Below are 22,127 nucleotides of genomic sequence, written 5' to 3'. Positions count from 1 at the left end.
CATAAGCCCAACCCGTGAGAAGGAACGGTCATGCAGAGCAGGAAAAGCCCCCTCAACGAGTATATCCCCACATCTCCCACGAGCCCCGAGGAGTACCTGGAATTCGTCGGGCCGGATCGGGTCGAGCGGCTGAAGCAGTTGGCTGCTCCTCTGGAGGGCAAGGGCTGGGCGAATGTGAATTCCACGTTGGTGGGGGGGGGCGTCGCCGAGATGATCAAGGGGACTCTGCCCCTGGCTCGGGGCCTGGGCATCGATGCCCACTGGCATGTGCTGGAGGGCAGTGACGAATTCTTTTCGGTGACCAAAAAATTTCATAATCTGCTGCAGGGCATGGAACAGGAAATTTCATTGGACGAGATTTTCCATGCCTACCTGGACACCATCGATCAGAACACTCGAGAGACATTCATTACCTCGGACCTGGTGGTGGTGCATGATCCTCAGCCAGCAGCCATGGTCATGAACGGAGTCATCTATGGCAATGTGCTGTGGCGTTGTCACATCGATACCACTTCGCCGGACATGACCATCTGGCGGTTCCTGCTTCCCTATATCAACCACTGCGCCGGGGCGATTTTCACCATGCCCGAGTTTGTGGGGCCTGGTTTGCAGATTCCGGTATATCAGATCATGCCGGGGATTGACCCCCTGTCCGAGAAGAACCTGCTGCGGACTCGAGCCGATGCCTTGGGCATCCTTTCGCCGTTGCTCAATGAGCACAACATTGATCCTGACCGACCGATTCTGGCGACAGTGTCGCGTTATGATCGACACAAGAATCAGACTGCGGTGGTCAAGGCGTTTCGCAAGATGCGGTCCAAGATCTCAATGGACCCTGCCCCGCAGATGGTCTTCCTGGGCAACACTTCGGATGATCCCGAGGCTGAGCAGATGCTGGCTCAGTTGCGTGAACTGGCCGAGGGCGATCCGGATATCCATTTTCTCGTGAACGTGGATGATAATGACGCCGTGGTGGGGGCGCTCTTGAACGTGGCGCGCGGGGTTGTTCATGCGGCTACGCGTGAAGGGTTCGGACTGGTGGTGACCGAGGCCCTCTGGCAGCGTGCGCCGGTGATCGGATCCAACCGGGGAGGCATCCGTACTCAGGTGATCGACGGCAAAACCGGCTTTCTGGTGGACCCGGATGACACTGAAGCCATTGCCAAGGCCATGGTTCGTCTGATTGAGGATGATAATGTCTGCTCAGGGATGTGCGAGGCTGCCCACGAGCACGTGCGGCGCAATTTCCTGTTGCCACATGTGGTTGAAAAGTATCTTGAATTGATGCGTTACTATGCCCGTGTGGACCGCAAGGCCCCGGATTTCAGACTGTCAGAATTGACGTACTCGGAAGTCATTAATGCCATGCGACCTCGTCCTTCATTTTTCCCGGATGAGTAACCAGCCGAGCGTGTGCCGAGGTGGAGGGCTCCGGTCTGGCTGAGGTTTATGCAGGGCTAGGCGCTGAATACACGGTTTCGCCCGTGTCGTTTGGCTTCATAGAGGGCGTCGTCGGCACGTTTGAGCAGGTCTTCCAGGCTATCTTTCTTGGATTCAAGCGTGGCGACACCGATACTCACCGTAAAGCCGATCTCATGCTCTTGAGTGTTCACCAGTACCTTGTCCAATTTCTCCCGCAGGCGTTCTGCTGTGGCGAAGGCCCGTGAAGCGTTGGTCTCCGGCAGGACGACGGCAAACTCCTCTCCTCCCATTCTGCCCATGATATCTGAATCCCGCAGGGTGTCCTGGCATGTTTGGACCAGGATTTTGAGAACCTCGTCACCCGCGGCATGTCCATGCGTATCATTGATGCGCTTGAAGTGGTCGATGTCCAGCATGAAGGTGGACAGGGCACGGTCGTAGCGTTTGGCACCGGCAAATGCCCGTGCGCCAAGCTCAAAGAAATGGCGCCGGTTATTGGTGCCGGTCAGTGAGTCTTTGGCGGCCAGTTTGCGCAGGGTTTCTTCCATCTTACGGCGCTTGGTCGTGTCATGGGCGACGGCGTACACCACTTTGTCCTCAAGTGAAGGGGTGGCATTCCACGTTATCCATCGGAAACTGCCGTCTTTGCAGCGGTAGCGGTTTTCGAATCCAATAAGTTCTTTACCCCTGGCCAGTATCAGGTTGGCATCTACCGTGCTGTTGACGTCGTCGGGCAGAACGAAGTCAATGAAGGGACGGCTGAGCAGTTCTTCCTCAGACCAGCCCAGCTTCTTGGTCCAGGCGGGGTTGATCTGTTTGAAAAATCCATCGAATCCGGCAATGCACATCATGCCTGGTGTGAGTTTGAAGAATTTTTCGCGCTCAATCTCTGCCATTTTCCGATCCGTCAAATCCAGGATCAGAATGATGATTCCCTCGACAGAATCGCCAAACGTATGAGGCAGGTAGGTGATTTCGAAGTTGCGGGTACCCTTCTTGGGCGACTGGAAGGTCAATTCGAAGTTTTGCCGTTCTCCTTTCAAGGCCCGTTCGTACATGGGGGCGACCTTGGCATACAATTTGTCCCCGACCAGTGTTGAGACATGTTTGCCCAAGATGGATTTCACCGGGGTTTCGAAGATTTCTTCGTAGTAGTTATTGGCGAATTGGTACTGCAGGTCTTTATTCAGGTAGGCAATGAGTGCCGGAGTGCCATCCATGACCGCTTGCATCATGTCACGACTGCGGACCAGTTCCATCTCCGTTATGGTTTGTTTGGTGATGTCCGCGAGCACGACCACGGCCCCTGAAAATTTCCCGGAAATGTCCAGCATGCTGGAGAGCGTGATCTTGAAGTAGCGATCTTCGCCATAACAGCGAGCCTTTTTTTCAACGCGCAGCACCCGGCGGTCCTGAGCAAGGAAGTTTCGAATTTCGACAGCCAGCCAGGGCAAGGACTCGGAGAGTCTGCGGCCAACCACGGACTTGCGAGTCTTGATGCCTGGGATGTCGATTCCGCAGGCTTTCTCGTCATTGGTCAAAGGGGAGAGTTCTTCAGGGGTGACGCCGATGCCCATGAAGGAGGCTGCGGAGACATTCAGATTTTCCACGATACCTGCGTGATCTACCAGGAATATCGGATCCGAGATGCTTTCGAATAGGGTGAGATATTTATTCTTTTCATTTGTTTGGCGGCGGTTGGCGTCCTGTAATTCCTGGATGCGCTGGTCTTTTTCAAGAGAGATCCATTCCGAGCACAACGTGATTTCAAACAGATCAAAGCAGCGGGCGATGAACTTGCGACAACGGCGGCGTTCCTCTCCTGTTTTGATGTGTTTGTTGAGCAGATCGATATAAGATTGGCGGTAGTATTTGAGCAGGCCAAGAAACATGGTCATGGAGATACCGCGCCTGCGGTGTGTCCGTGCCTGCTCAATGCCAAAGGCTGCGACCGGGTGCGTCGAATAGTCCACATCAGGGTTGAACTCCGGGGGGGCGTTGTCGAATTGCTCAACGGCAGTGAGCAGGGACAACGAAATACCAGCGATGGATGCGCGCCAGTCTTCGATCTTGGTGGAATTATACTGCGAGTATCCATGCTCCTTGGCGTAGAACAGGATGCGTTCGACCAGCCATGTTTCGCTGGCGGTGATGATTTCTTGGAGTTGCTGCATGGGCCCGGTCAGTCTTTTTATACGATTAAAGAGGGGTGGCTTAGGAGTGTAAAGCCGATAATAATAACAAGATATACACAGAAAGCAAGGCTCTGATATGTTAGTTAAAGATCAACACCTTGGGGCATAGCAATAGGTGTTGACTCAAGGATTCTCCTCCTGTCTCACCATGATGGAATGATCGTCATTTTTTGCCGAATTGACCCTGTGAGGGATGGGCCAGGCTTCCAGAGACTCGGCGGGGCAGGGCTCCAGCAGCGGCAGAACTTGGACCGCGTCTCCCTTGAGCCAGATTGAATAGGATTCAACGGGAATAATGACTGGCATACGTCCATGAATGGGAGCCATAAGCTCGTTGGCCGTGGTGGTTAGAATGGAGCAGCTGAATATGGACGTGGGGGGCGAGCCATTTGATTCTGGCGTGCTCCAGTGCTCCCAGATTCCTGCAAATCCCATGGTCGTATCATCCTTCAGGCGGATGCAGTGCGGTTGAGTGGTTCCGTCCGGCAGGCGCTGCCATTCGAAGAAGTGTGAAGCCGGGATGAGGCAACGCCGTTGACGGAAGGCCGTGCGGAATGAGGGCTTTTGGTCCACGGTCTCGGCTCTGGCATTGATCAGGCGGGTGCCGACATTCGTGTCTTTGGCCCAGGATGGGACAAGGCCCCATTTGAGCATTCGGAAAGCAGGTGAGCCGGATTCCGGATGCGCCAGTATGGCCCCGATCATCTGCGTAGGGGCAATATTGTAGCGCGGGGCATAGCTGGGCTCCTTGGTCAGATCAAACTGCTCTGCCAAGTGCTTTTTGGGGGTGTCGAGGCCGAAACGTCCGCACATACGATAAAGATGGTGGTTAAGGGGGATTTCGTCAAGTCCGCTTGACCTCTCTGCGGCCCCCCGCGTAGCGTCTCCCGGCAACAATCATCAACCTCGATTCCATGCCGGTCTTGCCTCTGTATGCAGGCTCCGGCAGCCGCAAGGATGCCATGCTCAAACACACATTCTGCCATATCCCGCGCATTGGCGCGACCACGGAACAACGATACTGGGACAAAGGGCTCAAGCATTGGGATATTGCAGCGAGCAGTATCGGCGAGGCCGCTCTGGGCGGTAAAACGGCCTGGGTGCGACAACATCTGGATGAATCCCACGAGCGTTTGGAAACTGGCGACGCCCACTGGTTCGATTCCAGGCTGCCCAGCGGAGAGAGCTGGCGTTTGTTTGGTGAGTTCCGCGACCGTGTGGCCTATGTGGATATCGAAACCACGGGGCTGACCTACGGCGAGGACCATATCACCACCATTGCCCTGTCTGGAGCGGGTGAGGTCAAAACCTATGTGTATGGCGACAATCTGGATGAATTCCAGGATGACATCAGGGCTTTTGACGTCATTTCCACCTACAATGGCAAGTGCTTCGATGTCCCGTTCATCGAACGTTCCTTTGGCATTCGCCTGGACATGGGACACATCGACCTCAGATACGTGCTCAAGAAGATCGGTTTTTCAGGTGGCTTGAAAAGCATTGAAAAACAGATGGGGATTGGCCGTGATGACCTTGAAGGGGTGGATGGGTATTTTGCGGTTATTCTGTGGCACGAGTACCAGAATACGGGCAATCCAGCTGCGCTGGAGACATTACTGGCCTACAACGCGGCTGATGTGATCAGCCTGGAGTCGCTCATGGTCCATGCCTACAACACGTTGCTGGATGAGACCCCCTTTGCCGATGGAAATCGGCAGGAAGAGCGTCCGGCCCTCACCGTTTCGCATGAGCCTGATCGAAAACTCGTGGATAAGCTCATGGTCCGGCACGGATTGTTCTAGGGAAGCAGAGGGAGGAGGCGCAATCCGGGAGGGGATGGAGGCATCACCCCGGCCTAAAGCTGTATTTTGCTTGTTTTTGTGAGGTGAGGATTAGCTGGCCTGCAAGCTGACTATTTGGACTTGGGGCAAGGGTTGTGTGAGGTTTTACGCCCCGAGAGCTGCAGGATTTGTTGGCGAATACGCTCAAGCAGTTCAGTGCCTTCGATCATTTCCTCATTGGAAATGCCCTTGAGCATGACTTCTTTGGCAGCGTCGAGTTTTTCGCTTAACTCCCTCATGACTCCCCAAGTCTTTTCTTCCACGTCGATCAGTTTGACCCTTCGATCTTTATCCGAGACCCGTCGGCGGACCCATCCGTCACGTTCCATGCCGTCCAGAATGCGTACCATGGTCGGTCCTTCAATACCGATTTCCGCAGCCAGATCCTTTTGCGATAACGCGCTGCCATGTTCTTCAAGAATATACAGCACCAGCCAGCGTGAGTTGGAGAGGCCAAAGGGTCTGGCGAGCTCGTCTGCTAGATTGCGCAAATCCCGGGCTGTATTGTCCAGACTGACGACAAAATCATGGCTGATGTGGTGCCAGGAGTTGTTATTCATGGAGTGCTCCTTAGGGAGTTCGATAGCCTATCTCCTATGCAATGTCATTGATGGTGCCCCCGCCCTGGGGGGGAGGGGGTGGGCGGGGGCACCAAAGAGGGATCACTTTTAGGGTATTCGTTTCTTCGGAGGATGGAAGAGGTCCGTGAAACGGGTGATCCCTTTGTAGAAGGCGGGAATGAAGAAGGTTGCGATAAACGTCGCCGCCAGCATTCCGCCGATTACGCCGGTTCCAATGGAGTGGCGGCTGGCTGCACCAGCGCCACTGGAAATGGCCAGCGGTACACAACCCAGGACAAAGGCCAGCGAAGTCATGACAATGGGTCTGAAGCGCAGTCGTGCCGCCTCAAGTGCGGCGTCATGCACGGACATGCCCTCGGCGCGTTTCTGCACTGCGAATTCCACGATAAGGATGGCATTCTTGGCAGACAGGCCGATCAGGGTGATCAGTGCGATCTGGAAGTAGACATCGTTGGACAGTCCGCGCATCCAGTTGGCCGCGATGGCGCCGAACAGGGCGAACGGAACCACCATGAGGACTGCCAGGGGCAGATTCCATTTTTCGTACTGTGCCGCCAGGATCAGGAAGACCATCAACAGGCCGAGCACGAAGACGGAATAGGAACTACCGCCCGAAAGTCGTTCCTGATAGGCCGATCCGGTCCAGGCCAGGGTGTAGCCATCGGTCAGGGTCTCGGCGGCAACTTCTTCCAGAGCTGCCAAGGCCTGCCCAGAGCTGTAGCCAGGGGCCGGGGCACCCATGATCTTTGCTGCCGGGAATACATTGTAACGCTCCATGACCTCGGGGCCGGTGGTGCGCTCCACTTTGACCAGAGCGGTCAGGGGCACCATGTCTCCGGAACTGGAGCGGACATAGACACGGCCAAGATCCTCAGGGCTGCGGCGGTAGTCGCCCTCAGACTGCAGGTTGACCTGGAAGGTTCGGCCCAGCTTGTTGAAGTCGTTGACGTAATAACTACCGAAGGTGGCCTGCATCACACTGAAAACGTCATTGACCGGCACGCCCATGGCCCGGGCCTTTTCACGGTCCAATTCCACGTGCAGTTGCGGCGAGTTTACGTTGAAAGTGCTTTGCACATAAGCCAGTTCAGGGCGTTTGGCTGCTGCCTGCTGTAGCTTTGCCAGTGTGTCGGCAAGTTCAAATGCGCTGGCACCCGTACGGGACTGGATATAGCCTTCGAATCCGCCAGTGTTACTCATGCCATTGATGGGCGGGGGCATGAAGGCCAGGACAATTCCTTCCTCCATTGCTGCTCCCATGCCGAAGATCTTTTTGACCACATCGTGCGAGGATTGGCCTGGACCTCGTTCGTCCCAGGGCTTGAGCTTGATGAACATGGTGCCGAAGTTGCTGTTGGCTGTGACAGACAGCAGGTTGAATCCGATCAGGTTGATGCTGGTGTCCACTTCTGGGAGTTGTCCGATCTGGGTTTCCAACTCGCGCATTAATTGCTCGGTACGCGAAATGGACGCGCCAGGCGGCAGGATGGCCACTGCAATGGCGTAGCCCTTGTCCTCTTCTGGAACCAGGGCGCTAGGCACGATCTGAAACAGATGCCAGGTTACACCGCACAGGCCCAACAGAAGAACAACTGCCAGTACGCCGCGTTTCAGCAGCAGGCGGACACCTGTGGTGTAGCCGTTGGTGATGCGCTCGAAGAAGCGGTTGAACCAGCGCAATGGAGCGATAGGTTCCTGATGTCCGGGCTTGAGCAGAATGGCACACAGAGCCGGGGTCAGTGTCAGGGCCACGATGCCCGAAATGACAACGGACACAGCGATCGTCACCGCGAATTGCTTGTACATCTCACCGGCCAGTCCGCCCATGAAGGCCACGGGTACAAACACGGAGCAGAGCACGAGCACAATGGCGATGACCGCACCTGCCACTTCTTCCATGGCTTTGATGGTGGCTTCCTTGGGGCCAAGGCCTTCGGTGGTCATGACACGTTCGACGTTTTCGATCACCACGATGGCGTCATCCACCACAATGCCGATGGCCAGCACCAGCCCAAATAGGGTCAGGGTGTTGATGGAAAAACCAAGGGCATACATCCCTGCAAATGTGCCGATGATGGACACGGGCACAGCCAATAGCGGGATGACCGTTGGTCGCCAGTTTTGCAAGAACAGGAAGATGATCAAAGCCACAAGGATGAAGGCTTCGAACAGCGTTTGCCGAACTTCTTCCACGGAGATGCGCACGAAGTCGGTGATGTCGTAGTCCATGGACCAGGTCAGGCCATCAGGGAATGAAGGGGCGAGTCTGTCCATGGCAGCGATGACCGAGTCGGCTGTCTGGAGTGCATTGGCACCCGGTGAGAGGTAGATGGCAATATTTACCGAAGGTTTACCCTTGCGCAGGGTGACCATGTTGTAGTTCTTGGACCCCAACTCCAGGCGCGCCACATCTCTCAGACGCAGGTATGAACCGTCTTCATTGGCGCGCAAGATGATATTCCCGAATTCTTCGGGGGTGGCCAGGCGGCCCTTGGTGGTGACCGTATAGGATGTCTCCACAGGGTTGGCCTGGGGGAGGTTGCCAATGGCACCTGCGGCAAATTGGGCGTTTTGCTCATTGATGGCGGCAGCGATGTCCGCGGGGGTCATTTTCAGCTGGGCCAGCTTGTCGGGCTTGAGCCAGACACGCATGGAATAATCCTTGGCCCCTAGTACTTCGGCGTCACCAACACCGGGCAGACGTTTGATTTCATCAACCACGTTTACGGAGGCATAGTTGCTCATGTAAATGGTGTCGTAGCGTTCGTCGTCGCTACGAAGGCCCACAACCTGAAGCATGCTTGATGACTTTTTGGTGACGGTGACGCCTTGGCGAGTCACCTCGGTGGGCAGAGAGCTGGTGGCGGCTTGAACCCGGTTATTGACGTTGATGGTGTTCTGGTCCGGGTCCGTGCCCACGGCAAAGGTGACGGTGACTTTTAGGGTGCCGTCACTGGCGCTTGTGGAGCGCATGTACAGCATGTTGTCGACGCCGTTGATCTCCTGTTCCAGAGGTGCGGCGACGTTCTGGGAAATAACCTCGGCGCTGGCTCCGGGATAATACGCTTTGACTTCGACTTCGGGTGGAACGATTTCCGGAAATTCGGCAATAGGCAGCGTGGTCATCGCCATGATTCCCGCCAGTGAGATCAGCAGCGAGATGACCGTGGCGAAGATGGGCCTGTGAATGAAGAATCTTGAGATCATTACTGGGCGCTCCCCTGGCCAGCTTCAGCGACTTCGGTCTTGGACACGGTCACTGTGACGCCGGGACGGACCTTGATTACGCCATCGGAAATGATGCGCTCGCCACCAGACAATCCACTGAGAATCTGGAAGCCGTCGCCGATGGTCTCGCCGATAACCACATGACGAGGCTGGGCGACGTTGGTTTCATCCAGAATATATACGATAGTAGCGTTTTTGGTGAAAAGTACCGCGCGCTGAGGAATGACCACAGCATCCTTGAGGGTCATGCCCTGCATGACCGCGCGTGCAAAACTGCCAGGCAGGATCATTCCGTCGGGGTTGGGCACCTCGGCACGTACGCGTACGGCTCCGGTTTGCGGGTCTTCATGGCGATCCATAAAGTTGATGTGTCCGATTTGCTTATAGAGATTGCCATCGGACAGCCGCAGGCGAACGACAGGTCCGTCCTTGGGCGCACTGATCTGGCCATCGGCGAGCTGACGTTTGCGTTTCAGTACTTCGGTGCCGGGTACGGAGAAATTGACGTATACCGGGTCCAACCTTGTGACGGTGGTCAGGAGACTGCCGGAGGCGTCCAGAGTGATCAAACTGCCTTCGGAGCGGGTTTCCCTGCTGGTGATTCCCGAGATGGGAGCACGAACTTCGGTATAGCCCAAGTTGAGCTCCGCTGTTTCCACGCTGCCGCGTGCGGTGCGGACCGTTGCCAGAGCGGCTTCATATTTTGCCTCGGCGTCGTCGCGTTCGTGGGTGCTGACAGCGCCTTGCTTATAGATGGACAGGGTCCTGTCCCGATACAGACGTGCCAGTTCCAGGTTTGCTTCCTGCTGTTGCAGTGCACCTCGAGCCTGCTCCAGAGCCGCGTGATACGTGTTCGGATCAATGCGGAACAGGATGTCGCCTTCCTGAACAAAGGATCCTTCGCGATAGGTGCGTTCCAGCAGGATGCCGCTGACCTGAGCGCGGACTTCGACCTCGCGGGAACCGTCCACCTGGGCTGCATATTCGACGTCCAGAGGCACATCGGCTTTGGTGACCGTAATAGCTTTGACCAGCGGGGGCGGCGGTGCTGTTCCCGCATGCCCTTTGGCGTCCTTGTCGGTACAACCAGCCGCAAAGAGTGGGATGATGAGGAAGATAATTAGTAATTTCAGTCCATTGTGCATTGTTTGAAACCCCTTGTTTTAAACAAAGATGCCAGCCTATCTATTAGCTTGCTATCTTTTTGTGACTAACTATGCCTCGAAGTGGGGGTTGTCAAGGAGATAAAACATTGTTTGAATTTTTGTTTCAGAAAGGAGGAAGGCTACTTTCCTAAAAGGCCAATAACTGTGGCTCCTGCGAACATCATGGAGGCTCCGGCGAGTTTGGCGCCCATGCCCGTTTCCTTGAGCCACAGCCCACCCAGCAGCACTCCGAACACGGCGTTGAGCCGTTTGATGGCGATCATATAGGCGGCTTTGACCATGGACATGGCCAGACAGTGGCAGATGATGTGAATGAAAACCAGAATGCCTAGAATCATGCCCTTGGCTGGAGCTATGCGGAGAGCCGAGAGTCGTGCTTTGCCCAACAACGGCAGAGTAATGAGCATGATCAGTCCTTGGGCAATGAAAAAGGTGCAGCCAAAGAACAGGGGGTCGGATTCGATGATGCCCTTTTTTCCGAGAACGGCACTGAAGGCATAGACCAGAGCCGCCCCCAGCATGGCACGCGTTCCCGGTTCGGCTGTGATGGCCTTGAAGGGGGCCAGCCAGCCACCAATCTGTTTGGCCTCCAGATTTAGAACATAGCTGCCGAGAACGATGAAAAGCACTCCGGAAGCACCCCATGCATTCGGTACTTCTCCCAGGATGAAATAGCCTGTGACCAGGGCAAAAGCAGGCGTGAAGGCCAAGTACGGCAGTGTCAGGGACAGGGGCGAGAGGTTGATGCCCCGGAAGTACAACAGCACTCCGGCGATGTTGATGGGCAACAGCAGGCTAAAGGTGGGCCAGAACTCTGGGGAGAGGTCGGGAATTTCGATGAAGATGAGCAGGGTTGCGAACAGCGGAATGGAGTAGACCGAGGGCAATAGTGCTGCCTCGAACGGGTTGAGATCGGGGAACGAGCGCTTGAGATAGGCCGCTTCCGTGGCCGAGAAAAGTGCGGTCAGGAACGCAAGGCTGAACCAGAGCATGATGGTTTAGTTCGTGACGGCGTAGGCGATGACCTGGCCGTGGTGGTTGTAGCGGAATCGGGTCAGGGTCTCGTCGGTACCGAGGACGGCTGTCAGAGTAAAAGGCACCTGGCTGATGTCCATGTAACGACGGGCAATGGGGCCGTGGCTATAGAATCGGGCGTCCAGGAATTCCACATCACGTCCACCGTCGGGGCGGAGAGTGATTTTCATGGTAGGCCATTTGGCGAACCAGTCCCATGTGGCGAAGAACGAGGCTTCCTGTCCCAGTCTGGACAGGAGCGTCGGGTCGGCTTTGGTGAATTCGGCAAATTCTATGCTCGAGTGCAGGGCCGGAATGGCACTGACCGAGCCGATGCGCAGGCGATCTCCGTCTTCCACAATGATTTTCCAGAAAATGGGGGACAGCAGGTCCGTGCTGACGGTGATCGATTCGGCCTGGATACCGTTTTCGGCCAGGACCTGCGGCATTGAATCCTCCACCAGCCCACGTACGCTGTGAGTGGCGACGGGATAAAGCAGCATGAAGGCCAGGCCAAGGGTGGCAATGCGCCTACCGTGTTCGCGCGAGCGCAAGGACCAGACGAACAGCCCCAGCGCCGTCAGGGTCAGGAAGGGATCGATAATGAAAACAGCGCCCCAATCGTAGCGGACTTTGGAAAAAGGGGCCATCAACTGGGTGCCGTAGGTGGTGACCACATCGAGCCAGAGGTGGAGGGCAAGCAGCGAGAGGGAGACGATGAACGTCTTCATTGGTTTGAAGGCTTTGTGCAATAACCAGAAGAGTGCTGTCAGGATCAGGGCCTGGGCTGAGATGCCTACCAGAGAATGAGTGATACCCCGGTGGTGGAGCAGATAGTCTTCAGGGCTTAGACCCACGAAGTTGTCGATGTCGGGGAGCCATGCCGCCAGAATGCACAGGGCATACGCCAGTCGGGTGCCGAACCGGCTGTGGAGTAGGCGACCGGCTAATGCGCCAGAGGCTATATGTGTAATGGGATCCATATTGGTTATGTACCCCAGGGATTTGGCAACAGCAACCTGTGGTGGTCTTCGGCAGTGATTCTATTGTTCTGAAGCGTTGATGGTGGAGGTGCGGATATCTGCCCAAGACCATGTATAGTTCACTGAGATTGTTTTAATCACTGGAATAATCAGATTGTTTGCCTGAGTTCTGGACGTTGCCCTTGGGCCGGGGTAAGATGGAGAGATGGAAAAGAAACACAATGATCCCGGTGCGCGACAAGTGGATGCCGTGATATTCGATTTTGGTGGAGTTTTGGCAGAAGAGGGCTTTTTTGATGGATTTCGGGCCTTGTCCGAGGCTCAGAACATCGATTTTACCTTGCTCTCTGAAACCGCGGTGGATTTGGCACGAGAAGGCGGTTACGCCGAGGGACGCATCGACGAACAGGAATTCTGGGTACGGCTCAGGACTCAGACCGGGCTTGAAGGAACTGATGCCGAGTTACGCCATGAATTGTTATCCCGATTCATCCTGCGCCCCTGGATGTTCGAGTATGTGGACAAGCTGAGAGCCGCCGGGTACAAGGTTGCGGTCCTGAGTGATCAGACCAACTGGTTGGAAGAACTGGATGCCAAGCATGGCATGCTGCAACATTTTGATCTGGTCTGGAATAGCTACCGCACGGGCAGAACCAAGAAGGAACCTGCCTTGTTTGATGATTTTACCCTGGCTCTGGGGGTTGCCCCGGAACGCGCTCTGTTTGTCGACGATCACGGCGGGCACATCCGCCGGGCCGAGGCCCGGGGCATGAAGGCCATCCACTATGTCGGCCGCGAAGATTTTGAGCGCCGCATCAACGAAATCTGCCCGCTGTAGCGGGGTTGGAGAACGATAATGAAAAGCCCATCCTTTGGATTCTCCCGTGAAGGGGTTCCCTTTGCCGCCCTGTGCGCCCTGCTGACCCTGAGCCTGGCCTTCCTGGAATGCGCCACGGGAACAGCAGTGATGTTCGTGCTTACTTTTTTTGTGGTGCATTTTTTCCGCGACCCCGAGCGCGTGGCACCCAAGGGACCGGGCATGGCCATTAGTCCGGCGGATGGAAAGGTCTGCAAGGTCGGCATGGCCAAGGACCCCATTACCGGCAAGCAGCGCAAGGTTGTGTGCGTGTTCATGAATGTCTTCAGCGTGCACGTGAACCGCGCACCGGTTGACGGCGAAGTTGAAGTCATCAAATATTTTCCGGGCAAATTCCTCAATGCCTCCCTGGACAAGGCCTCCGAGGATAACGAGCGCTTGGCCATGTCCATCCGTGGCATCGAAGGCGGTGATTGGACTGTGGTGCAGATCGCTGGCCTCATTGCCCGGCGCATCGTTTGCTGGGCTGAGGAAGGCGATCAGTTGGCGCGCGGCCAGCGATTCGGCCTGATCAAGTTTGGCTCCAGGGTTGACCTTTACTTGCCGGATGCCTATGACGTATCTGTCCATGTGGGCGAACAAGTATTTGCAGGACAGACTGTCCTTGCCCGCAGAAAGTAGGAACGAACGACACCATCATGAGCCAAGAAAAGCCACGCCCCATCCATAAGGGAGTCTACATCCTCCCTAATTTGCTGACCACGGGAAGCCTGTTTTCGGGGTTCCTGGGCATCATGTGGGCTATTGACGGGCGCTTTGAAGCCTGTGCCTTGGCTATTCTGGTCAGTGCGGTGCTCGATGGGCTGGACGGCAAAGTCGCTCGTCTGACAGGCACTGCCAGTGAATTTGGCGTGCAGTTCGATTCTCTGGCCGACCTGGTGGCCTTCGGTGTGACGCCGGGAGTGATGCTCTATCTCTGGAAGCTGCATGCCTTCGGGCGGCTGGGGCTCATGGCCTCATTCCTGATCGTGATTTGCGGAGCACTCCGTTTGGCACGTTTCAACGTGGCTTCATCCACCAGCTCCAAGAAATTCTTCATCGGTTTGCCCATTCCGGCTCAGGCCTGTATCATGGCGTCCTTCGTCCTGTTTGTGCCGTTCTTGCCGGAATCTCTGGTCCCCTACGAGCCCATGGGCTTGTTGGCGATGGCTTACGTGTGCTCGTTCCTCATGGTCAGCCGCGTGCGCTATGCCTCTTTCAAGGAGTATGGATTCGTCAAGGCGCATCCGTTCTCCAGTATGGTTACCGTGATTCTTCTTTTTGTCATGGTGGCCTCTCAGCCGAAGGTTCTCGGATTCCTGATCCTCTTCGGTTACATGCTCTCCGGTCCCATTTATACCTACTATCTATTGCTACGCCGCCCCAGCGCGCTACGTAACGCTTCCCAGAAGATTACGTAAAGCTCCCCCGTCCCGTGCGGATGGGGTTCATCCCCGGCACGTGGCAGTCTTTCCCACACCGTTTTGCGATGTGGTGAAACACCCCCAGAACAACGTTTCCATTTGTCACTGCACAAGCCTATTGTGTGGTTGGCTCTATTCAGACAAGGAGAAGTCCCATGTCAGATCGCGTGTATATTTTTGATACGACCCTTCGTGATGGCGAGCAGTCCCCCGGTTGCACCATGAACCTGCGCGAGAAAGTCCGCTTGGCGCGCCAACTTGATTCCCTTGGTGTTGACATTATCGAGGCTGGCTTTCCGGCTGCCAGTGAAGGAGATTTTGAGGCCGTGCGGGCCATAGCCGAGGCCGTGGAGAACGCCCAGGTTGCCGGCCTGTGTCGTGCCATGCCTGCCGATATCGATCGGGCCTGGAATGCGGTCAAGGATGCCAAGCACCCTCGGATTCATACGTTCATCGCCACCAGTCCGCTGCACATGAAGCACAAGCTTGGCAAGGAACCGGACCAGGTTTTGAAGATGGCCGAGGCTGCTGTGCGCCATGCCGCCCAGTATACGGATAACGTCGAGTTTTCCGCTGAGGATGCCTCCCGTTCGGATTGGAACTTCCTGGTCAAGGTCTGTGAACGGGTCATCGACTGCGGTGCCAAGGTCGTCAACATCCCGGATACCGTGGGGTATGCCCAGCCCGATGAGTACGCGGAGTTGATTGCCTATCTCATCAAGAATGTTTCCAATCAGGACAAGGCCATCTTCTCGGTCCATTGTCACAATGACCTGGGTATGGCCGTTGCCAGCACCATGGCCGCTTTGCGTGCGGGTGCGCGCCAGGCCGAAGTGACCCTGTCCGGCATTGGCGAGCGTGCGGGGAACGCCGCTCTGGAAGAGGTCGTCATGAACATCCGCACCCGGCCTCAGCATTATCCCTTTGAGACGAATATCGCGACGGAGCAGTTGTACCCGGCCAACCGGCTGTTGGCGCGAATTATCGGCCGTCCCATTCCGCCGACCAAGGCCATTACCGGTGACAATGCCTTTGCCCATGAGTCTGGTATCCATCAGGATGGCGTACTCAAGCATCGCCAAACTTATGAGATCATGACTCCCGAGAGCGTGGGGCGTGCTGGTAATGATATGGTTTTGGGTAAGCACTCCGGTCGTCATGCCATCGGGCAGAAAGTGGCCGAGATGGGGTATCGCCTCTCCGATGGGGACGTGGAACTCGTTGCGAACGCAGTTAAAAGGCTGGCGGATATCAAGAAAAATATTTATGACGAAGACCTTGAAGCCATTGTCCTGGAAGAGGTGTTCCGCATCCCGGACAAGTATCGCTTGAAGCACCTGCACATCCAGTCCGGCAACATGGACATTCCGCCTACCGCGGCTGTTGTGATGGATGTGGACGGTGAGGAACACAAGATGACCACCTTTGGTGTTGGTCCGGTTGACGCCGTGTTCAACACCATTTCGGAAATTATCGGCCAAAAACCTGTCCTGGAACAATATCTGGTCAACGCCATCACCGGCGGCACTGATGCCCAGGGTGAAGTGACGGTGAAGATCCGCGCGGGTGAGCGTACGGCCGTGGGCCGTGGCTCTGACCCGGATATCATCTTCGCTAGTGCCAAGGCCTTCCTGAATGCAATGAATCGACTCGCAAAATCCGTGGAGGAAGCAGAATGCCCCGTACTGTAGCTCAGAAAATCTTGCAGCAGCACAGCGATGACACCGTCGGCGAGGCGGGCCAGATCGTCCGCTGCCGTGTGTCCATGGTGCTGGCCAACGACATCACCGCCCCCTTGGCTATCAAGTCATTCAGAGCCATGGGCGCTGCCGATGTCTTTGACAAGGACAAGGTAGCCCTGGTTTGTGACCACTTTACGCCCAACAAGGACATCGACTCCGCCGAGCAGGTCAAGGTGGTGCGCGAGTTTGCCAAGGAGAAGGGCATTACCCATTACTACGAGGGTGGAAACGTGGGCGTCGAGCACGCGCTGCTGCCTGAACTGGGGCTTGTGGGTCCTGGGGACATCGTGGTCGGAGCCGATAGCCACACCTGCACCTACGGTGGTCTTGGCGCGTTTGCCACAGGCATGGGCTCCACGGATATCGCCGGGGCCATGGCCCTGGGGGAAACCTGGTTCAAGGTCCCCCCGACCATTCGTGTGGAAATAACCGGAACCCCGGAAAAACATGTCGGTGCCAAGGACTACATCCTGAACCTTATCGGCAAGATCGGTGTTGCCGGAGCCCTGTACAAGGCTCTGGAATTTGGCGGCGGCGTGGTGGACGGCTTGTCCATCGAGGGCCGCATGACCATGGCCAACATGGCCATCGAAGCCGGTGGCAAGGTCGGCCTGTTTGCCTCTGATGCCAAGACCCTGAAATACACCAAGGCTGCAGGTCGCAAGGGTGACGAAACTCTGTCCGCCGATTCTGGCGCCATTTATGAGCGCGTGGTGGACATCGACGTCACCGGTATGGAGCCGCAGATTGCCTGCCCGCATCTGCCCGACAACGTCAAGCCGGTGTCCGAGGTCAAGGATGTGGAGATCCATCAGGCCGTCATCGGCTCCTGCACCAACGGTCGTATCGAGGACATGCGCGAAGCCGCAGCCATCCTGAAGGGCCGCAAGGTTTCCTCTAGCGTGCGTTGCATCGTGCTGCCCGCAACGCCCAAGATCTGGCGCCAATGCATGGACGAAGGGTTGTTTGCCATCTTCATGGATGCCGGAGCAGTGATTGGACCCCCGACCTGCGGTCCCTGCCTGGGCGGTCACATGGGGATACTGGCGGGCGGTGAGCGCTGTATTGCCACCACCAACCGCAACTTCAAGGGGCGTATGGGCAGCCTGCAGGCCGAGGTCTTTTTGGCCAATCCAGCTGTTGCTGCGGCTTCCGCCGTTACTGGAATCATCACTCATCCGAAAGATATCTAGGAGAGTCCGGTCATGAAATATAAAGGAAAAGCCCACGTCGTGGGCGCGAATATCGATACCGATGCCATCATCCCGGCCCGGTTCCTGGTGACCACCGACGAAGCCGAGCTTGGCGCCAATTGCATGGAAGGCCAGGAAGAAGGCTGGGTCAAGCGTGTTTCGCCGGGCGACATCATGGTCGCCGGTCCCAACTTCGGCTGTGGCTCCTCGCGTGAGCATGCTCCCATCGCCATCAAAGGCGCAGGCATGCCCGTGGTCGTGGCTCACAGTTTTGCCCGTATCTTCTATCGTAATGGCTTCAACATGGGGCTGATTCTGTTGGAAGTGGGCGATGACTTCGCGAAGTTCTCCGATGGGGATCAGATCGAGGCCGACCCCGAAGCCGGTGTGGTGCGAAACCTGACCACTGGTGTGGAAGTGACCTGCCAGCCTGTACCTCCGTTCATGAACGAGATTCTGAATGCGGGTGGTCTTGTGGGCTATGTTAAAAATCGTCTGGCTCAGTCGGCGTAAGGGAGGAACTGGATATGGAACTCAAAATCTGTTTTCTCCCTGGTGACGGCATTGGCCCCGAGATCATGGAGCAGGCAGGCACGGTGCTCGAGGCCGTGGCTGAAAAATTCGGTCATACCCTGACCGCCTCCAGCGCGCGTATCGGCGGTGTGGCCATTGATGCCGACGGCGTGCCCCTGCCTCAGGAAACCATCGACGCATGCAAGGCCGCGGACGCGGTACTGCTGGGTGCCGTTGGTGGGCCTAAATGGGACGAAATCGACCCCGCCATCCGTCCCGAGCGTGGGTTGTTGGCCATTCGCAAGGAGATGGGGCTGTTTGCCAACCTGCGCCCGGCCCAGTTGTTCCCGCAGCTCAAGCACGCCTGCTTCCTGCGTCCGGACCTCGTTGAAAATGGCCTGGATGTGATGGTCATTCGCGAGCTGACTGGCGGTATCTACTTCGGCGAGCCCAAGGGCATCGAGGAGAAGGACGGCGAAAAGATGGGCTACAACACCATGGTCTACTACGAGCATGAGGTTGAGCGCATCGCCCGGGTGGCCTTCGAGGCTGCACGTAAACGCGACAAGCGTCTCTGCTCTGTGGACAAGGCCAACGTGCTGGATGTCTCCCGCCTGTGGCGTGAGGTCGTCATCCGTACCCATGCCGACTACCCGGATGTGGAGTTGACCCACATGTATGTCGACAACGCAGCCATGCAGCTGGTGCGTAACCCTTCGCAATTCGACGTCATCGTCACCGGCAACCTGTTTGGTGACATCCTGTCTGATGAGGCGGGTTGCATCACCGGTTCCATCGGCATGCTGCCTTCGGCTTCTTTGGGAACGGACGGCCCCGGCCTGTACGAGCCCATTCATGGCTCGGCCCCGGATATTGCCGGTCAAGACAAGGCCAACCCCTTGGCGACCATCCTTTCCGTTGCCATGATGCTTCGTCATTCCTTCAATCTTACTGCCGAGGCCGAGGCCATCGAGGCCGCAGTGTCCAAGGTCCTGGACCAGGGCTATCGCACCGGCGACATCCGTGAAGAAGGGTGTGAGTTGATCGGCTGTCAAAAAATGGGGCAGCTGGTGGTAGAAGCAATTTGAGCACCGGGCGAGCAGGGCGACCAGTTCCTGTTCACTTGACTTCCTGCGTGAATGGGGTACCCGGAGAACCGCATGGTTTTTCGGGTACCCTTTTAACCAATCGATAGTATGTCTCGTATATCCATTCAGTCCCTTTCCAAGTCCTTTGGTGGACACGACCTGTTCGAGTCTTTCTCCCTGGAGATTACCGGCGGGATGCGCTTGGCCGTGATCGGCCCCAACGGCTGCGGTAAATCAACGTTGCTGCGGATTCTGGCCAATGAGGAAGTTCCTGATTTTGGTCAGGTCATGATCCCCAAGGATACACTTCTGGGTTTTTCCAAGCAGGAGTTGAACGAGTCTGATCTCATGACGCCCGCTCTGGCCTGGGTTATGGCCGCGTTGCCGTCCTGGAGCGAATTCTGGGAGAAATGGGAGCAGGCTACCGAAACGCATGACGAGATCGCTCTCAACAAGCTGACCCAGGAGCAGGCGCACCTGGAGCATCTTTTCGGATACAACCCGGAGCACAAGGCCAAGGCCGTGCTGACGGGCCTGGGGTTTGAAGAGCAGCAATTGAATCAACCCTTACGGGAGTTGTCCGGTGGGTGGCGCGAACGTGCCAAGCTGGCGCGTATCCTCGTCGAGGGGGCAGGCGCATTGATGCTGGACGAACCCACCAACCACCTGGATCTGGAAGCCGTGGAGTGGTTGGAGGATTACCTCATTTCCTTCGAAGGTCCGCTCATTTTTGTTGCTCACGATCGTGTGCTTCTGGACCGTGTGGCGACACATGTCCTGTTTCTTGGTGGGGTCAAGCCCGTGGTCCGAAAAGGGACCTTCACCGAATTTCTGGCCTGGATGGTCGAGACCGAGGAGCAACGCCGTCGGGCCGAACAGAAGGTTCAGGACGATATCAGCAAGAAGGCTGATTTCGTGCGCCGCTTTCAATCCAAGGCCACCAAGGCCCGCCAAGCCAATAGCATGAAGAAGCAGGTAGCCAAGCTGGAGAGAGAGCTGGAGGGCTTGAAGCCCGAGGCCAAGTCCAGAGAGTTGGCCTTCAAGTGGCCCGAACCTGCGCGTGGCAACCGGACCGTACTCTCCAGTGTTGGCGTGCAGTACGCCTATCCTGACAGTCCTGCCCTGTGGCAGCCCTTGGATTTCAATTTGTACGCCGGGCAGAAGGTTGCCCTGGCTGGTCCCAACGGTTGCGGCAAGACCACCCTGCTCAAGGCCTTGATGGGCGATCTGAAGCCCTCGGCGGGTACCGTGGAAGTGGGCAACAAGATTACCGTGGGCTATTTCAGCCAGCATCAGGCCGATCTGCTGGATTTGAACAAGCCGGCGCTGGCAGAGATTCGCCGTCTGTCTGATCCACGTATTTCCGAAGAGGAGCTACGGAGTGTGTTGGGGCTCTTCATGCTGGGCGAGAGCTATTGGGAGCGCAAGGTACGCGAGCTGTCCGGTGGCGAGAAAAATCGTCTGGTGTTGGCAACGCTGTTCCTGAAGCGTGCCAACTTCCTGGTGCTGGACGAACCCACCAACCATCTGGACCTGGAAAGCCGGGACTCTTTGATCAGTGCCCTGCGCGATTACCCCGGCACCATCCTGATGGTGGCCCACGACCGCCATCTGATGACCGAGGTGGCCAAGGAAGTCTGGTGGCTGAAGCACGACGGCATCGAAATCTTCATGGACGGCTTTTCGGGTTATGACCGCGCCCGTCGGGCTTTTCTGGAAGAATCCGCATGCAGCCCCAAGGCAGATGCCGTGCGCAAGGTTTCCCGCGCAGAGGCCAAGGAAATGAAGCGCGTGCAGGCCGAGACTCGCAACGCACTGTACAAGAAGATCAAGCCGTTGAGGGCGGAGTACGAGAAGCTGGAAGCCCGATTGGAGACGCTACTTGGCGAACAGTCCGAGGTGGAACAGAGCCTGGCTGACCCTGATGTCTACGCTGATGTGCCTCGATCTACAGAACTCATGAAGCGCTTTTCCGAGCTGAATGAGCAGGTCGAAAAACTCATGGAACGCATGGGGGCACTGGAAGAGGAACTCGCGACTCTGGAAGCCGAGCGCGAAGCGCTGACAGGGTGCTAGCGGTATTTGTCCAGAATGGCGTCCATACGGCCGTCGGTTCGCATTCGCTCCATTTCCTGGTCCAGCTTCTGGATAAAGTCTCCCCAGTCACGGTGCGTGCTGAATACGTAGCGGTAGCTGGCTGAAGCCAACGGTTTCTTTGAGAATCTGAGTTGCTGCGGAGTGAGAAATGGGGTTTCCCGAATCAGCCACTGGGCCACGTGCTGGTTGATTACTGCGGCATCTGTTCTCCTGCTGAGGAGCATTTTCAATTGAATGTGGGTATTGGTGGCGTCCATGCGGGTGGCGTTGCCGGATAAAAAGAGCGGCTCCAGCGTGGGGTAGCGGTATCCCAGTACTGTGCCTACGACTTTGTTATCCAAGTCCGTAGGGCCGTTGAAAGCCCATTCTTCCCCGGTGCGAAAAGCCAGGACATCGGTGGAATCAACGACTGGTTGGGACCACAGGTAGCGTGAAGGCTGGGCCACCCATTCCTTGGCCTTGGTGTAGACGTCGATGTCTCCCTGCTTCAGGCGTTGCATGGCGCGCTTTTCGGGGAGCCATACCAACTCGACACTGTAGTCCAGCGTTGAAGTCGCCTCTACGAATATTTCGGGCATGATGCCAAGGGGTTGGTCTTTTCCCTTGGGGAAGTGGTAGGGTGGCCAGCCCTTGTCCGGGCAGCCCATGATGATGGGATCCTGAAGGGAGGCGCCTGGCTCTGCCCGAGCCTGTTGATTCAGCAGGAGCAGGTTCGAGCTGAGCAGTGCGAATGCGAGCAGGATGATGGCGATGCGGGTTGAGGTCATGTTTGCAACTGTTGTTA

Annotated in this window: 18 protein-coding genes; 10 read left to right on the top strand and 8 right to left on the bottom strand. The window is 56.6% G+C overall.

All coding sequences use genetic code 11. The features are described 5' to 3' along the window. Nucleotides 1-30: 30 nt before the first annotated feature. Nucleotides 31-1,401 (top strand): glycosyltransferase, encoded by a 1,371-nt coding sequence (locus tag EL361_RS07815; protein ID WP_126378263.1) that lies wholly within the window; start codon nucleotides 31-33, stop codon nucleotides 1,399-1,401. 56 nt (nucleotides 1,402-1,457) lie between these two features. On the opposite strand, the gene EL361_RS07810 is transcribed toward EL361_RS07815, so the two are convergent. Continuing rightward, nucleotides 1,458-3,596 carry a diguanylate cyclase gene (locus tag EL361_RS07810; protein WP_126378261.1) on the bottom strand — a complete coding sequence of 713 codons (2,139 nt, stop codon included), beginning with the start codon at nucleotides 3,594-3,596 and terminating at the stop codon, nucleotides 1,458-1,460. Nucleotides 3,597-3,740: 144 nt separating this feature from the next. Then, a complete protein-coding gene (locus EL361_RS07805) occupies nucleotides 3,741-4,430 on the bottom strand; it encodes an SOS response-associated peptidase (RefSeq protein ID WP_126378259.1) in 690 nt (229 codons plus the stop codon). Nucleotides 4,431-4,579: 149 nt separating this feature from the next. On the opposite strand from EL361_RS07805, the gene EL361_RS07800 reads away from it, so the two are divergent. Next, entirely contained in the window at nucleotides 4,580-5,419 is an 840-nt protein-coding gene (locus tag EL361_RS07800; RefSeq protein ID WP_126378257.1) for a ribonuclease H-like domain-containing protein, read from the top strand. Nucleotides 5,420-5,529: 110 nt separating this feature from the next. Here EL361_RS07800 and EL361_RS07795 read toward each other — a convergent pair whose 3' ends face one another. The 5 genes from EL361_RS07795 to EL361_RS07775 all read right to left on the bottom strand — a co-directional run bounded on the left by EL361_RS07795 (nucleotide 5,530) and on the right by EL361_RS07775 (nucleotide 12,430). After that, nucleotides 5,530-6,018, bottom strand: a complete 489-nt coding sequence (locus EL361_RS07795) for a MarR family winged helix-turn-helix transcriptional regulator (RefSeq protein WP_126378255.1) — start codon at nucleotides 6,016-6,018, stop codon at nucleotides 5,530-5,532. A 108-nt stretch (nucleotides 6,019-6,126) separates the two neighbouring features. Beyond that, the gene (locus EL361_RS07790; RefSeq protein WP_269471682.1) at nucleotides 6,127-9,246 is read right to left on the bottom strand and encodes an efflux RND transporter permease subunit; all 3,120 of its coding nucleotides are present in this window, start codon (nucleotides 9,244-9,246) and stop codon (nucleotides 6,127-6,129) included. Continuing rightward, the gene (locus tag EL361_RS07785) at nucleotides 9,246-10,412 is read right to left on the bottom strand and encodes an efflux RND transporter periplasmic adaptor subunit (protein ID WP_126378253.1); all 1,167 of its coding nucleotides are present in this window, start codon (nucleotides 10,410-10,412) and stop codon (nucleotides 9,246-9,248) included. Before EL361_RS07785 ends, EL361_RS07790 begins: the two co-directional genes overlap by 1 nt. 140 nt (nucleotides 10,413-10,552) lie before the next feature. After that, complete coding sequence (locus tag EL361_RS07780) at nucleotides 10,553-11,425, bottom strand: DMT family transporter (protein ID WP_126378251.1); 873 nt, start codon at nucleotides 11,423-11,425, stop codon at nucleotides 10,553-10,555. Between the two features lie 6 nt (nucleotides 11,426-11,431). Beyond that, entirely contained in the window at nucleotides 11,432-12,430 is a 999-nt protein-coding gene (locus tag EL361_RS07775) for a metal-dependent hydrolase (protein WP_126378249.1), read from the bottom strand. 205 nt (nucleotides 12,431-12,635) lie between these two features. Between EL361_RS07775 and EL361_RS07770 the strand changes: the two genes are divergently transcribed. From EL361_RS07770 to EL361_RS07735, 8 genes are all read left to right on the top strand, one after another. Beyond that, nucleotides 12,636-13,268, top strand: a complete 633-nt coding sequence (locus EL361_RS07770; RefSeq protein WP_126378247.1) for an HAD family hydrolase — start codon at nucleotides 12,636-12,638, stop codon at nucleotides 13,266-13,268. Between the two features lie 18 nt (nucleotides 13,269-13,286). Further along, nucleotides 13,287-13,928: a phosphatidylserine decarboxylase family protein gene (locus EL361_RS07765; protein WP_126378245.1), complete on the top strand. Its 642-nt coding sequence runs from the start codon at nucleotides 13,287-13,289 to the stop codon at nucleotides 13,926-13,928. A gap of 17 nt (nucleotides 13,929-13,945) precedes the next feature. After that, nucleotides 13,946-14,707, top strand: coding sequence for a CDP-diacylglycerol--serine O-phosphatidyltransferase (gene pssA / locus EL361_RS07760; RefSeq protein ID WP_126378242.1), 762 nt, complete (start codon nucleotides 13,946-13,948; stop codon nucleotides 14,705-14,707). Nucleotides 14,708-14,865: 158 nt separating this feature from the next. Further along, complete coding sequence (locus EL361_RS07755; RefSeq protein ID WP_126378240.1) at nucleotides 14,866-16,401, top strand: 2-isopropylmalate synthase; 1,536 nt, start codon at nucleotides 14,866-14,868, stop codon at nucleotides 16,399-16,401. Beyond that, complete coding sequence (gene leuC / locus EL361_RS07750; protein ID WP_126378238.1) at nucleotides 16,386-17,645, top strand: 3-isopropylmalate dehydratase large subunit; 1,260 nt, start codon at nucleotides 16,386-16,388, stop codon at nucleotides 17,643-17,645. Before EL361_RS07755 ends, leuC begins: the two co-directional genes overlap by 16 nt. Before the next feature lie 12 nt (nucleotides 17,646-17,657). Beyond that, nucleotides 17,658-18,158 (top strand): 3-isopropylmalate dehydratase small subunit, encoded by a 501-nt coding sequence (locus EL361_RS07745; RefSeq protein WP_126378236.1) that lies wholly within the window; start codon nucleotides 17,658-17,660, stop codon nucleotides 18,156-18,158. 14 nt (nucleotides 18,159-18,172) lie between these two features. Continuing rightward, entirely contained in the window at nucleotides 18,173-19,246 is a 1,074-nt protein-coding gene (gene leuB / locus EL361_RS07740) for a 3-isopropylmalate dehydrogenase (protein WP_126378234.1), read from the top strand. A gap of 108 nt (nucleotides 19,247-19,354) precedes the next feature. After that, nucleotides 19,355-21,322, top strand: coding sequence for an ABC-F family ATP-binding cassette domain-containing protein (locus EL361_RS07735; protein WP_126378232.1), 1,968 nt, complete (start codon nucleotides 19,355-19,357; stop codon nucleotides 21,320-21,322). Here EL361_RS07735 and EL361_RS07730 read toward each other — a convergent pair. Beyond that, complete coding sequence (locus tag EL361_RS07730; RefSeq protein WP_126378230.1) at nucleotides 21,319-22,110, bottom strand: substrate-binding periplasmic protein; 792 nt, start codon at nucleotides 22,108-22,110, stop codon at nucleotides 21,319-21,321. The two genes, EL361_RS07735 and EL361_RS07730, sit on opposite strands and share 4 nt — an antisense overlap. Nucleotides 22,111-22,127: the final 17 nt, after the last annotated feature.

The sequence above is a fragment of the Desulfovibrio ferrophilus genome (assembly GCF_003966735.1).
Taxonomy (GTDB): Bacteria; Desulfobacterota; Desulfovibrionia; order Desulfovibrionales; family Desulfovibrionaceae; genus Desulfovibrio_Q; species Desulfovibrio_Q ferrophilus.
The sequence above is the reverse complement of the archived record's forward strand: the minus strand, read 5'-3'. Positions and strand labels throughout refer to the sequence as shown.